This window comes from Rhodoferax sp. (assembly GCF_034519335.1).
Taxonomy (GTDB): Bacteria; Pseudomonadota; Gammaproteobacteria; order Burkholderiales; family Burkholderiaceae_C; genus Allorhodoferax.
On sequence record NZ_JAXHOL010000044.1, the window covers coordinates 100,693 to 113,516 of the forward strand.

Consider the following 12,824-nt stretch of genomic DNA (forward strand, 5'->3'; position numbering starts at 1 on the left):
AATGATGCACGCCGATACCTCCTCCCAAACCCAGCCCGTGGTCACCCGACTGGAAGACTTTGACACCCGATCCGGCAATGTGGTGGAACGCGCCTTCTTCAACCACCGTCTCTGGGTGGTGGTCATTTGCCTGGTGCTGACACTCGTGCTGGGCTGGCTGGGCACCCGCTTGCAGCTCAACGCCAGCTTCGAGAAGACCATCCCCACCAGCCACCCCTATATCGTCAACTACCTGGAACACAAAGGCGATCTGGCGGGCCAAGGCAATGCACTGCGCCTGGTGGTGCAAGCCAAGCAGGGCACGATCTTTGACAAAGCCTACCTGGACGCGCTGCAAAACATCAACGACGAAATCTTCCTGCTGCCCGGTGTGGACCGGCCGTTCATGAAGTCGCTGTGGACCTCCAACACCCGCTGGGTGGCGGTCACCGAAGAAGGCCTGGACGGCGGCCCGGTGATACCCGATACCTTTGACGGCAGCCCCGCCAGCCTGGCCGAGCTGCGCGCCAACGTCGAGCGCTCGGGCGAGATCGGCCAGTTGGTGGCCGGCGACTTCCAGTCCAGCATCGTCTTTGTGCCCCTGCTGGAACGCAACCCCGAGACCGGCAAGGCGCTGGACTACGGCGACCTGTCGCGCCAGATCGAAGTGCTGCGCAGCAAGTACGCTAGCGACAGGCTGGAGATCCGCGTCACCGGCTTTGCCAAGGTGGTGGGGGATCTGATCGAAGGCCTGCAACAAGTCCTGCTGTTCTTTCTGCTGGCCTTGGCCATCACCACCGTGGTGCTGTTTGCCTACACCCGCTGCGCCCGCAGTACCGCGCTGGTGGTGGCCTGCTCACTCGTGGCGGTGGTCTGGCAGTTTGGCCTGCTGGCCTTGCTGGGCTACGAGCTGGACCCGTACTCGGTGCTGGTGCCGTTTTTGGTGTTTGCCATCGGCATGAGCCACGGCGCGCAGAAGATGAACGGCATCATGCAAGACATTGGCCGCGGCACGCACCGTGTGGTAGCCGCGCGTTACACCTTCCGCCGGCTCTTCATGGCCGGGCTGACCGCGCTGCTGTGCGATGCCGTGGGCTTTGCGGTGCTGGTCATCATCCAGATCAAGGTGATCCAGGACCTGGCACTGATCGCCAGCATCGGCGTGGCGGTGCTGATATTTACCAACCTGGTACTGCTGCCGATTTTGCTGTCCTACACCGGCGTCGGAGCCAAGGCGGCCGCGCGCAGCCTGCGCGAAGAAGCCGTGCAAGACGGCGGCAAGCGGCCCTGGCTGTGGGCCTTGCTCGACCACTTCACCCAGAAGCGCTGGGCTGCCGCCGCCATTGTGGTGTCGGCCCTGATGGCGGCCGGCGGTTATGCCGTCAGCCTGCACCTGAAGATCGGCGACCTGGACGCTGGAGCCTCCGAGCTGCGCCCCGACTCGCGCTACAACCGCGACAACGCCTACCAGATCGCACACTACGCGGCCAGCGCCGACATCCTGACGGTGATGGTCACCACCCCGGTGGACCAATGCACTACCTATGGCACGCTGGCCCAGTTGGACAGCCTGGCCTGGAAGCTGGAGCAGCTGCCGGGCGTGGAGGCCACCAACTCCATGGCGGCCTTGTCCAAGCTGGCCATGGTGGGCTACAACGAGGGCAACTTCAAATGGATGGAGCTGCTGCCAAACGATGGCGCCCTGGGCGGCGTACAAACCCGGGCACCGCGTGAGCTGTTCAACCAGAACTGTTCGTTCCTGGCGCTGTACGTATACCTGCAGGACCACAAGGCCGAAACCCTGTCGCGGGTGGTGCGGGAGGTCGAGACTTTTGCCGCTGCGCACAACACCAACGAGGTGCAGTTCAAGCTGGCCGCAGGCAGCGCCGGTATTGCGGCGGCCACCAATATCGTGGTCGGCCAGGCCATGCACGAGATGCTGCTGTGGGTGTATGCGGCGGTGGTGTTGCTGTGCTGGATCACCTTCCGCTCCTGGCGTGCGGTGGTGGTGGCGGTGCTGCCTCTGGTGCTGACATCCATTCTGTGCGAGGCGCTGATGGTCTGGCTGGGCATGGGGGTGAAGGTGGCCACCTTGCCGGTGATTGCGCTGGGTGTGGGCATAGGCGTGGACTACGCGCTGTATGTGCTGAGCATCACACTGGCCCGCATGCGTGAAGGCGCCAGCTTGTCGGATGCCTACCACCATGCGCTGCAGTTTACGGGCCGGGTGGTCATGCTGACCGGCATCACCCTGGCCCTGGCCGTGGGCACCTGGGCGTTCTCGCCCATCAAGTTCCAGGCTGACATGGGGATTCTGCTGGCCTTCATGTTTGTCTGGAACATGGTGGGGGCCTTGGTATTGCTGCCTGCGCTGGCCCACTTTTTCCTGAACGAGACTGGTCGCGGTGCCCCCGATAAGCTGCAAACCGTGCGCGCTGCGACATGAGAAATCTGGGCATCCACTGGCTCATCGCGATGCTGACTTTTGGGGCTGTGAGCTTTCACACCAATGCTGCGGCGGGCCCTCTCGTCATTGGCCAATCACTGCCATTGACGGGTGCCGGCTTTCCCGCCGCAAACCGGGTACTGGCCGGTGCACGGGCTCAGGTGGAGCGAATCAACGTCTCCGGCGGTGTTCTCGGGAGAGCGCTTGAGCTGGTAACGCTGGACGACGGAGGTGACCCCCAGCGGGTGGCCGCCAACCTGCGCGTTTTGGCGCGTCACCACGGCGCGATTGCCATCGTGAACTGCCTGGGTGAAAGCTCCTGCATCCAGGCTGCGCAGGTCACCAAAGAGCTGCGCATTCCGCTGCTGGGGCCCATGTCCGGCGCGCTCCAGCTGCGCAAGCCCGGTATCAACCATGTTTTCAGCACACGGCCTGACGATGCGCACGAAGCGGACACTTTGGCCCGGCAGCTATACGCCATCGGAATCTCCAAAACCATAGTGCTGGCAGATGACTCTGAGCCCGCGCGAACACAAGCCCTCATTGCTGCGTTGCAGCGCAGCGGTCAGACCGTCAACCGCGTGAATATCGATGCACGCCCCGAAACACTGGCGACCGCATTCAAAAACATTAGCAACAGCCCCTACCAGGCGCTGGTGATCCATCTGGGTTACGACACCCTCCAAACTCTGGATCAGATGCCCGCCTCAACCAGCGCGGGGCTTCCTGCAATGATTGCAACACTTTCGTCTGGAGGGTTGACGCAGCTGACACGCTTGTTCCGTGATCGGGCGATCGGCTACACCAGTGTGGTTCCGTCGCTGGACATCACCCGCTTACCCATCGTCCGAGACCTGCAACGGGACGCTGACGCATTCATTGGTCCTGAAGCGCTGACCTTCGAAGGCCTGGAAGCGTACCTCAATCTGCGGATTTGTGCCGAGGCCTTGCGTCGGGCCGGTCCCAACCCGGATGCTCAGCGCCTGGGCGCAGCAATGGAAAGCCTGGGCTTACTGGACGTGGGAGGGATCCGCATGATGTTCAGCCCCGACAGGCATCACGGGTCGGACTTTGTCGAGATAGGAATGCGGACCCGAGACGGTCGGCTGCTGCGATGAAGAAGCGCCTTGCCACGGGTTCCACCACTCAAGCAGGCTGCAGTGCGAGTACATGGGTATCAATGAAAGGAAAAAAATTGTCTGATTCATACATTTCAATAGAGGGAGTCCGGGTGCGCTACCGCGATTCGGGCGCGGCTGGACCGGTGGTGTTGCTGGTGCATGGTATTGGCGGCTCGTTGGAGCTCTGGTCTGGACAATTTGCGAGCGTCAACCAGGGCATGCGCCTGATCGCGCTGGACCTGCCGGGGCACGGGCTATCTGGCTTTGGCGAGAAGCCGTTCGCAGCCAAAACGTTTGCCACCTTCTTATGGAAGTTTGTCGACGCGCTCGGCTTGAACCAGGTGCATCTGGTGGGCAACTCCCTGGGCGGGGCCATTGGCCTACAGATGCAGGCCCAGCAGCCTGCACGGGTGCAGAGCATGCTGCTTGCCGCCGCAGCCAACCTCGGTCGCGAATGCCCCATGCCTTTCAGACTGATGACTCTGCCTCTGCTAGGCGCACTGATGTCACGCGCAGGTCCCATGGCAGTCACACAGCAGATCCAGGCCATCTTCGGCCCATCGTTTGTCGTGACCGACGGGCTGCGCAAGACAATTGAGCGCAATGTAATGCGACCGGGTGCTCAGGCCGCCTTCCTCGCCACAGTGCGGCGGCTGTCAGACCTGGGTGGGCAGCGCACGTCGCTGGTAGCCGATGCGCATGCGGCACTCGCTTCGGTCTCTGTGCCCGTACTCATGCTGCATGGCCGTCAAGACAGCGTGATCCCGTTCGCACATTCGGAGCACGCACACACGCTGGCCCCGACAAGCCAGTTGCAACTGGTCGATGACTGCGGCCATACGCCCCAGCTGGAACGGGCTGACATCTTCAACACCGCTTTGCGGACTCTGGTCGCCCGGGCGTAAGCGTTCGCCGAATTTTTCATCTCCCCGGTACCAAGGTCATTCCACCCACGCCCCGGTCCATGATGCACGCACACCACCTCGCAGGGATGGTGTGTGGCTCACAGCAGTGAACCGACTGGCGCAGGAACGCGCGTTAGCGACGGCGAGGGTGGCCACTCGCAGGATCTGCCGTGCAGGAGGCAAACAGTGGCATCATCCCCACGCATGAGCGCCACCCGCATCCCCCCCATCCAGTGCCTGCTAACCTTTGAGGCACTGGCGCGGCTGCGGTCGGTCAGCCTGGCAGCGGAAGAGCTGTTTGTGACGCCCAGCGCCGTGAGCCACAGGGTGCGGCAGTTGGAGCAAATCATTGGCACCAAGCTGTTTGGGCGGGCCGATTTTTCGCTGACCACCGAGGGCAGCGAGTACTTGGCACATGTGCGCGAAGGGCTGGCCATCCTGCAGAAATTCCCCAGCGCGTCGGCTGCGCCCGGCAAGCGCAAGCTGCGCCTGGCCGTGACGCCCACGTTCTCGCGCTCCATCCTGATTCCCCGCTTGCGCCAATTTACAGACGCTTACCCGGAGATCGACCTGACGCTGCAGGTGTCCATACCGCTGCTGGACGTGGTGGCAGAGGACGCGGACCTGATGGTCCGCTTTGGCCCCGGCCGCTACGCCGACATGGAACACGCGCTCTTGATGAAGGACGAGGTGACGCCGCTGGCATCACCCGCCTTTGTGCGCGAGCATGGGCCGTTTGAGGCGCCGCAGGACCTGGCCAACCTGCCCTTCTTGCGCAGCCCGCTGGAACCCTGGCGCACCTGGTTTGCCGCCAACGGGCTGGACTGGCCCGAGCCGGTCGATGGCTCCCAGTTCAACGACATCGGCCTCATGTGCGACGCCGCTGCCGCCGGCATGGGCGTGGGCCTGGTGCGCCTCAAACTCGGCGCACCCTGGCTGGACAACGGCGCGCTGGTGCGCCTGTACGACCACAACGTGCCCAGCCCCCACGCCCACTACCTGTGCTGGCGCACCGGAGCGCTGGACCGCTGGGAAGTGGCAGCCTTTGCCGATTGGTTGAAAAAAGCGGTGGGCTAAGCCCCAAGATTCTTCACGCCACAGCGGCCGGCTTTCCACTAGAGTGCAGACCACACCGAGAGACAGCCCAATGAACGCACCCGCTACCGCCAGCACCCAAGATTTGCTATCAAAAGCAGAGCTTCTCGCGCATATTCTGCGGGGACTAAAACCCTATTTGGCACCACATTCCCTGCTGTACCAGACGGAAGACACAACACCGTACGAATGCGACGGCCTGACCGCCTACCGCCAGCGCCCGCTCTTGGTGGCCCTGCCCGAGACCGAGGGCCAGGTAGCCGCCGTCCTGCGCGTGTGCCATGGCCTGAACGTGCCCGTAGTGGCGCGCGGCGCGGGTACCGGCCTGTCGGGCGGGGCCATGCCGCATGCGCTGGGCGTGACGCTGTCGCTGGCCAAATTCAACAAGATTGTGAAGCTGGACAAGCGCAGCCGCACCGCCGTGGTGCAGTGCGGCGTGCGCAACCTGGCCATCAGCGAGGCCGCTGCGCCGCTGGGCCTGTACTACGCGCCCGACCCCAGCAGCCAGATTGCCTGCACCATCGGCGGCAACGTAGCCGAGAACTCGGGCGGCGTGCATTGCCTGAAGTACGGCCTGACGCTGCACAACGTGCTCAAGGTGCGCGGCTTCACCATGGAGGGCGAGGCCATCGAGTTTGGCGGCGACGCGCTGGATGCGCCGGGCTACGACCTGATGAGCGTGCTGGTGGGCAGCGAAGGCATGCTGGCCGTGATCACCGAAGTCACCGTCAAGCTGGTGCCCAAGCCGCAACTGGCGCGCTGCATCATGGCAAGCTTCGACGACCTGCGCAAAGCAGGCGATGCGGTCGCCGCGGTCATCGCCGCCGGCATCATCCCGGCCGGGCTGGAGATGATGGACAAGCCCATGACCGCCGCCGTAGAGGATTTTGTGCACGCGGGCTACGACCTCACAGCGGAGGCGATCCTGCTGTGCGAAAGCGACGGCACGCCCGAAGAAGTGGAAGAAGAAATTGGCCGTATGACCGCAGTGTTGCGCGCGGCGGGCGCCACCGGCATTGCAGTGAGCAACAGCGAGGCCGAGCGCCTGCGCTTCTGGAGCGGGCGCAAGAACGCCTTCCCCGCCAGCGGCCGCATCAGCCCCGACTACATGTGCATGGACAGCACCATCCCGCGCGCGCGCCTCGCCGACATCCTGCTGGCAATTGCCGAGATGGAGAAGAAGTACCAGCTGCGCTGCGCCAATGTGTTCCATGCGGGCGACGGCAATCTGCACCCGCTGATCCTGTTCGACGCGAATGACGCTGACCAGCTGCGCCGCTGCGAGCTGTTTGGCGCCGACATTCTGGAAACCAGCGTGGCCATGGGCGGCACGGTGACGGGCGAACACGGCGTGGGCGTGGAAAAGCTCAACAGCATGTGCGTGCAGTTCAGCGCCCAGGAGAACACCCAGATGTTCGCCCTCAAAGAAGCGTTTGACCCCAAAGGATTGCTCAATCCCGGCAAAGTGATTCCCACGCTGCACCGTTGTGCCGAATATGGCCGCGAACTGGTGCGCGGCGGCAAGATCAAACACCCGGACCTGCCTCGGCTCTAGCTGCCATGCAAGGCTTGCGCGGCTTGGCCTGGCTCCTGGCGCTGCAAAGCGCCGGCGAACTACTGGCGCGCGGTCTACACCTTCCGCTTCCAGGCCCGGTGGTGTGCATGGTGCTGTTGCTTGTCGCCCTGCGCTGGCCCTTGGTGCGTGAGCCGGTAGCGCAGTGTGCCGATTTTTTGCTGGCGCACCTCTCGTTATTGTTTATCCCGGTGGGCGTGGGTGTAATGACGCACTTGGCATTGCTGGGCCAATATGGCGGGCGCATGCTGCTGGTCTTGGTACTGTCCACCTGGATCGGCCTGGCCGTGACCGCACTGGTGCTTTACCACCTGAGCAAGGGCGACGACGTTGAAGACGCCTCCAATGTCTGACTTTGTCGCACTTTGGGTCTACCTCTCGGCCACCCCGCTGTTTGGCCTGACCGCCACATTGGTGACCTATGTGCTGGCGCATGCGCTGTACCTGCGGGTAGGCCAAGCCGCCTGGGCCAACCCAGTCTTGTGGAGTGTGGTGGTGATTGCGACGGTGCTGCTCACCACTGGCGTGTCCTACCCTACGTACTTCTCGGGCGCTCAGTTCATCCATTTTTTGCTGGGCCCTGCGGTAGTGGCGCTGGGCTGGCCGCTGTGGCAGCGCCGCGCCCAGGTGCGCCAGCGCTGGCGGCGCTTGCTGATAGCGTCTTTGTTAGGTGGTGCGGCAGCCAGTGGGTCGGCGTTGGCTCTGGGGTGGGCCATGGGCTTGCCGGCGGATGTGGTGCTGTCGCTGGCACCCAAGTCCGTCACGGCGCCGGTGGCCATGGGCATTGCAGACAAGATTGGCGGCATCCCGGCGCTGTCAGCGGTGTTTGCAGTGCTCACAGGTTTGGTCGGCGCACTGAGTGGCAAAGTGCTATTTGGCCTGCTGAGACTGCCGCACAGCGACACCGGCTGGGCGGCGCGTGGGTTTGCTCTGGGCACTGCATCCCACGGCATTGGCGCAGCGCGGGCACTGCAGGTAAATCCGGATGCCGGAGCCTACGCAGGCTTGGCATTGGGGCTGCAGGTGGTGTTGGCATCGCTGCTGATGCCGCTATTTTTCCGCTGAACCGGGTTCTGCAGGGGTGTTGGCTAAAAGCGTGAACTCACGACCAAATTGACCGCACCCGATTGGCCTACAAAAGCTTGGTATTGAAAAGTTTGACCAAAGGCCGTGGTGTGCTCCGAGCGCCACTGGGCCATCATGCTTTTCCCATTCGGGTCGTAGGCCAGCACCAGGGGGCTGCCAGAAAAAGAGGTGACCGCCAAGCCTACCGTCTTGCGCGGCAACTCCCCGGGGCGCTCTACGCGGCTGTCAAAAGCCACCACATAGTCTTTGAGCGAGTTTTCCAGCTGTTTGCGCTGCCCGTCCGCCCGCATTACCAGCGCGCGGTCATTAGCACCCATGGCTACCGGTGACTCAGATACAACAGGCGCCAACGCTTGTGCAAACACCGCAGGTGCTCCACCCAACATCAAAAGGACTACAAAAACACGCACTACATGCCTCCACGCCGGTGGGATCACTATGGCACAGCACTCCATGGGCGAAAAGAGGAGAAACCGGGGATTGCTGTAACAAATTGCAGATTTGCACAAATTGTCTGGGGCGCGTTTTTGACCTTGACGCCAGGCTCCAAGCGGGTTTCAATGTCCAACAGCCTGTTTCGCATAGGCTGCCTGTATGTCTGCTCACTCACTTTGGGAGAATTTGGAATGATGAAATCTGCTTTTGTGGCCGTCGTTGCCGCTACGTTGCTGGCTGGCTGCGCGAACCAGCGCTTCAACGTGGCAGGCGAACTGTCTGCCATGCCAACTGCGAAGGCTGAAGACAGCCAGACCTTTTTCGTCAGCGGCATTGGGCAAATGAAGTCGGTGGATGCCGGCAAAGTGTGCGGCGGTGCCGACAAGGTCACCGGCGTCGCGGTGGAGCAATCGGCCACCGATGTGCTGTTTGGCATGATTACCCTTGGCATCTATACGCCGCGCACTGCCCGCGTGTACTGCAAATAAACTTGCCCACCGCGCAAACCCAAGCCCCTCCCGAAGGGGCTTTTTTGCGGGCAATCAGCCCACGGTAGCCCGCGCCAGCATGCGACTCACCGCGCGCGGGTCCATGCCGTACATGTCGGCAAAAACGTCCAGCGATTTTCCGCTGGCCTTGAAGGCCTTGAGCAGCGCCTCTGTCTTGGCGAGGCGGGCGCTGGCTTCTGCCATAGCTTCGTCAAGTACCGCATTGGCGGCCTCGTCGCGGCCACGCACCAGTTCGCTGTAGACCTGTGGGGTGAGGCCCGAAGCCTCACAGGCCACCACAATGCGTTGTACGAGTTTGGGGCGCAGATCTTCTTTGCTGCGGCTCTGGCGACGGCGAAACACTTCCAGCAGCGCGTGGTGCACATGCTCGGGCGCCATCGCTTCGACGGGTTTGCCTTGCAAGTCGTACCGGTCTTCGCCGGAGGCCACCGCCGTCAGGTAGCGAGTAGAACGCGTATGCAGGGCGAGCGCTGCTTTGAGGCTGTCGCGCTCGAAGGTGTCTGGGTGGGCCTCCAGCAGGTCTTGGAAGATGCCACGCTTCATGGGCAGGAAGTTGGCACCAAACATTTGGGGGTACAAGGCCGCCATTTGCTCCAACACCGGAAAAACATCGGGCTTGGGCGCGCGCTTAGCAGCGACTACTGGGGCATCGTCAGCCAGCGTTTCGGGCGGGGTTGGCAAAGTGTCTGTCATGTCAAAAATTCAGAAGGGCTGGAGAAAAGCCCTCGATCATGCCAGTGACTGGCACCGCCACTGCGCCGTCCATCCAGTTGGCTAGGGCAGTAAAAAACCGCGCACCGGGTCCGTAGCCCCCCGCTGCAGCCAGTTGGTCCCCGCGTAATGCGTGCTGGCATCCGTCGCATGCAAGGTGTACGCATGGCGTGACACGGCCGAGCGATTGGGTGCGCTGTAGTGCGGCAGCAGGCCATGAAACACCACCAGCGCACCGGCCTTCACCTCCAGCGGAATGGCATTCACATTGCTGGCGGGCCAGGGCGTGGCGTCCAACTTGTTCATGGTGATGGTGTCGCCACGGCGTTCAAAGCGCTCGCGCAGCACGCCGCGCGGCCCACGGTGGCCGCCGGGTTCGGTCCACAGGCAGCCGTTGGCCAGCGTGGCATCTTCCAGCGCAAACCAGAAGGTGGTGACGCTGATGGGCGTGGTGTCAAAAAACGTGGCGTCTTGGTGCCAACCGACCTCGCCGCCGATGCCGGGCTGCTTGAAGATGTACATGGACTGCCAGACCTGCGGCTGGGTCAGCCCCACATCGGCCGCCACCTCGGCCAGCGCAGCGCCGTGGCTGAAGGCCTCGAACACCGGATCTTTGTCGTGCAGCGCGTGGCCGATCTTGTTGATGGAAAGGGCCTTGGCCTGGCGCAGTTCGCCATCCGGCCCAAACGCCTCTTCCTCAAAGAAGCAGCTGACCCGGTCGGCCGAGTTCAGGAAGTAGTGGTCCACCTTGCGCACTTGGTCGTTGGTGGTGAAGATGGTCTTGCTTTCGTTCGGGTCAAACGCCTCAACGATAGCCTCGGCGCGGGCACGCACGGCAGCAATTTCGGCAGCGGTCTTAAAGTTCGGCAGGATGATGAAACCGTCTTCTTGGTAGCGGGTTTTCTGTTCGGCTGTGAGCATGGGCTATGCAAAGTTGGGCTGTGGCAATAGCGTTTCAGTATAGACAGCCTGGGCACACGCGCAGCCAAATCGGATACGCTTGTGCGCAGGAGAACCCGCACTGTGAAACTCGCCCCCCTCATCGAACTTACCCGCGGCGGCACGCCCGAATGTCTGCACTTTGGCGCCTTAGCTGTGGTCAACCGGAGCGGTCAACTCAAGGCCTTTGCGGGCGACCCGCACTTGGTCACCTTCACCCGCTCCACGCTCAAGGCCTTGCAGGCCTTGCCTTTTGTGGAGGCCGGTGGCCCCGCGCAGTTTGGCTTTACCCAAGCCGAAAACGCTATGCTCTGCGCCAGCCACAATGGCGAGGCCATGCACGTGGATGGCGCCAACAGCATGCTGGAGAAGGCCGGGCACACGTACAAAACGCTGCGCTGTGGCTGCCATGTACCGCTGCAGTTCACCTACTTTGACAAGAGCGCGCCCGAAGGCGCGACCTACACCGAAGCGCACAACAACTGCAGCGGCAAGCACGCGGGCTTTGTGGCCTATTGCGTGCAACACGGGCTGCCGCTGGACGACTACACCGCGCCCGACCACCCGCTGCAGCAAGCCATTGCCCGCGATGTGGCGCGCGCCGTGGGCATGGAGGTGCAGGACATGCCCATGGGCATTGACGGCTGCTCGGCCCCCAACTTCGCCATGCCGCTCTCCAAATTGGCACGCGGCTACGCGCGCCTGGCCAGTGGCGCGCAAGACCCAGAGTTTGGCGCCAGCTTTGCCTTGCTGAGTGAGGCGATGACGGCCCACCCCAAAATGGTGAGCGGCACCGGCCGCAACGACCTGGACTTCATGCGCGTGGGCCGGGGAGACTGGGTCAGCAAGGTGGGCGCGGATGGCGTACAGGTGGTGGGCAGCAAAAGCAGGGGCGAGGCCTTTGCGCTCAAGATCATTGACGGCAACAAGCCCGCGCTGTTTGCCGCCAGCGTGGAAGTGCTGGACCAGCTGGGTTGGTTGGATGATGCGCAGCGTGCGGCGCTGAAGCCTTGGCGCGCGGCCGAGATCCGCAACGCGCGCGGCTTGCTGGTGGGCGAGCGCCGCCCGGCTTTCCAACTGGAGACCCCATGAACACCCGCGTCAGCCTGATAGGCGCCCCGACCGACATTGGTGCGGGCAGCCGCGGTGCCAGCATGGGGCCCGAGGCCCTGCGTGTGGCCAACATCGCATGCGTGCTGCAAAGCCACGGCCTGGAAGTGTTGGACAAAGGCAACCTCAGCGGCCCGGCCAACCCCTGGCTGCCACCGGTGAACGGCTACCGCCACCTGCCCGAGGTAACGGCCTGGAATCGCAGCCTGCATGACGCGGTGTACGCCGAGCTGCAGGACGGCCGTCTGCCCATCGTGCTGGGCGGGGACCACTGCCTGGGCATTGGGTCCATCAGCGCCGTGGCACGCCACTGCCGCGAGACGGGCAAGAAGCTGCGCGTGCTGTGGCTGGATGCGCATGCTGACTTCAACACCAACACGCTCACGCCCAGCGGCAACATCCACGGCATGCCGGTGGCCTGCCTGTGCGGCTTTGGCCCGCAGGAGCTGATTGAGATTGGCGGCCATGTGCCAGCCATCAGTCCGAAGTGGGTGCGGCAGATCGGCATCCGCAGTGTGGACGAAGGCGAGAAGCGCTTTGTGCATGAACAGGACCTGGAGGTCTTCGACATGCGCTACATCGACGAGATGGGCATGCGCGCCGCGATGGAGCTGGCATTGGCCCTCATCGACAGCAACACCCATTTGCATGTGAGTTTCGATGTGGATTTTCTGGACCCCGACATTGCGCCCGGCGTAGGCACCACCGTACGCGGTGGCCCCACCTACCGGGAGGCACAGCTCTGCATGGAGATGATTGCCGACACCGGCCGCCTGGGCAGCCTGGATGTGTTTGAGCTCAACCCCGCGCTGGACGAGCGCAACCGCACGGCGGAAGTGGCGGTTGACTTGATCGAGTCGCTTTTTGGCAAATCAACCTTGATGCGAAAGTAAGTTCGCCCCACCTCCGGTTGAC

The 12,824-nt window shown here is 63.1% G+C and carries 13 protein-coding genes; 10 read left to right on the forward strand and 3 right to left on the reverse strand.

Features of this window, described 5'->3' with window-relative positions:
* Positions 1 to 4: 4 nt before the first annotated feature.
* The 7 genes from U5O12_RS19780 (at position 5) to U5O12_RS19810 (ending at position 8,184) form a co-directional block, all read left to right on the forward strand.
* Positions 5 to 2,425, forward strand: coding sequence for an efflux RND transporter permease subunit (locus tag U5O12_RS19780; protein ID WP_322580486.1), 2,421 nt, complete (start codon positions 5 to 7; stop codon positions 2,423 to 2,425).
* On the forward strand, positions 2,422 to 3,543 hold the full coding sequence (locus U5O12_RS19785; protein WP_322580300.1) for an ABC transporter substrate-binding protein: 1,122 nt from the start codon (positions 2,422 to 2,424) through the stop codon (positions 3,541 to 3,543). The genes U5O12_RS19780 and U5O12_RS19785 overlap by 4 nt, the downstream gene beginning before the upstream one ends.
* A 77-nt stretch (positions 3,544 to 3,620) precedes the next feature.
* Positions 3,621 to 4,451: an alpha/beta fold hydrolase gene (locus U5O12_RS19790; RefSeq protein ID WP_322580301.1), complete on the forward strand. Its 831-nt coding sequence runs from the start codon at positions 3,621 to 3,623 to the stop codon at positions 4,449 to 4,451.
* A gap of 204 nt (positions 4,452 to 4,655) precedes the next feature.
* Positions 4,656 to 5,528, forward strand: coding sequence for a LysR substrate-binding domain-containing protein (locus U5O12_RS19795; protein ID WP_322580302.1), 873 nt, complete (start codon positions 4,656 to 4,658; stop codon positions 5,526 to 5,528).
* A gap of 70 nt (positions 5,529 to 5,598) precedes the next feature.
* Positions 5,599 to 7,101 (forward strand): FAD-linked oxidase C-terminal domain-containing protein, encoded by a 1,503-nt coding sequence (locus tag U5O12_RS19800; protein WP_322580303.1) that lies wholly within the window; start codon positions 5,599 to 5,601, stop codon positions 7,099 to 7,101.
* A gap of 5 nt (positions 7,102 to 7,106) precedes the next feature.
* Positions 7,107 to 7,472, forward strand: a complete 366-nt coding sequence (locus U5O12_RS19805) for a CidA/LrgA family protein (protein ID WP_322580304.1) — start codon at positions 7,107 to 7,109, stop codon at positions 7,470 to 7,472.
* Complete coding sequence (locus tag U5O12_RS19810) at positions 7,465 to 8,184, forward strand: LrgB family protein (RefSeq protein ID WP_322580305.1); 720 nt, start codon at positions 7,465 to 7,467, stop codon at positions 8,182 to 8,184. Before U5O12_RS19805 ends, U5O12_RS19810 begins: the two co-directional genes overlap by 8 nt.
* Before the next feature lie 23 nt (positions 8,185 to 8,207).
* Here U5O12_RS19810 and U5O12_RS19815 read toward each other — a convergent pair whose 3' ends face one another.
* On the reverse strand, positions 8,208 to 8,615 hold the full coding sequence (locus U5O12_RS19815; protein ID WP_322580306.1) for a hypothetical protein: 408 nt from the start codon (positions 8,613 to 8,615) through the stop codon (positions 8,208 to 8,210).
* Between the two features lie 216 nt (positions 8,616 to 8,831).
* Between U5O12_RS19815 and U5O12_RS19820 the strand changes: the two genes are divergently transcribed.
* Positions 8,832 to 9,128, forward strand: a complete 297-nt coding sequence (locus tag U5O12_RS19820) for a Bor family protein (RefSeq protein ID WP_322580307.1) — start codon at positions 8,832 to 8,834, stop codon at positions 9,126 to 9,128.
* A 54-nt stretch (positions 9,129 to 9,182) separates the two neighbouring features.
* Here U5O12_RS19820 and U5O12_RS19825 read toward each other — a convergent pair whose 3' ends face one another.
* Positions 9,183 to 9,842, reverse strand: a complete 660-nt coding sequence (locus U5O12_RS19825) for a ProQ/FINO family protein (protein ID WP_322580308.1) — start codon at positions 9,840 to 9,842, stop codon at positions 9,183 to 9,185.
* A gap of 81 nt (positions 9,843 to 9,923) precedes the next feature.
* Positions 9,924 to 10,781: a phytanoyl-CoA dioxygenase family protein gene (locus U5O12_RS19830; protein ID WP_322580309.1), complete on the reverse strand. Its 858-nt coding sequence runs from the start codon at positions 10,779 to 10,781 to the stop codon at positions 9,924 to 9,926.
* Between the two features lie 102 nt (positions 10,782 to 10,883).
* Here U5O12_RS19830 and U5O12_RS19835 point away from each other — a divergent pair, with 102 nt between their 5' ends.
* Both U5O12_RS19835 and rocF read left to right on the forward strand, forming a co-directional pair.
* Entirely contained in the window at positions 10,884 to 11,891 is a 1,008-nt protein-coding gene (locus tag U5O12_RS19835) for an asparaginase (protein WP_322580310.1), read from the forward strand.
* Complete coding sequence (gene rocF / locus U5O12_RS19840) at positions 11,888 to 12,802, forward strand: arginase (protein WP_322580311.1); 915 nt, start codon at positions 11,888 to 11,890, stop codon at positions 12,800 to 12,802. The genes U5O12_RS19835 and rocF overlap by 4 nt, the downstream gene beginning before the upstream one ends.
* Positions 12,803 to 12,824 lie beyond the last annotated feature (22 nt).

Coding starts and splice junctions, on each gene's coding strand:
- U5O12_RS19780 (WP_322580486.1), top strand. CDS start 5: ATGCACGCCGATACCTCCTCCCAAACCCAGCCCGTGGTCACCCGACTG.
- U5O12_RS19785 (WP_322580300.1), top strand. CDS start 2,422: ATGAGAAATCTGGGCATCCACTGGCTCATCGCGATGCTGACTTTTGGG.
- U5O12_RS19795 (WP_322580302.1), top strand. CDS start 4,656: ATGAGCGCCACCCGCATCCCCCCCATCCAGTGCCTGCTAACCTTTGAG.
- U5O12_RS19800 (WP_322580303.1), top strand. CDS start 5,599: ATGAACGCACCCGCTACCGCCAGCACCCAAGATTTGCTATCAAAAGCA.
- U5O12_RS19805 (WP_322580304.1), top strand. CDS start 7,107: ATGCAAGGCTTGCGCGGCTTGGCCTGGCTCCTGGCGCTGCAAAGCGCC.
- U5O12_RS19810 (WP_322580305.1), top strand. CDS start 7,465: ATGTCTGACTTTGTCGCACTTTGGGTCTACCTCTCGGCCACCCCGCTG.
- U5O12_RS19820 (WP_322580307.1), top strand. CDS start 8,832: ATGATGAAATCTGCTTTTGTGGCCGTCGTTGCCGCTACGTTGCTGGCT.
- U5O12_RS19825 (WP_322580308.1), bottom strand. CDS start 9,842: ATGACAGACACTTTGCCAACCCCGCCCGAAACGCTGGCTGACGATGCC.
- U5O12_RS19830 (WP_322580309.1), bottom strand. CDS start 10,781: ATGCTCACAGCCGAACAGAAAACCCGCTACCAAGAAGACGGTTTCATC.
- rocF (WP_322580311.1), top strand. CDS start 11,888: ATGAACACCCGCGTCAGCCTGATAGGCGCCCCGACCGACATTGGTGCG.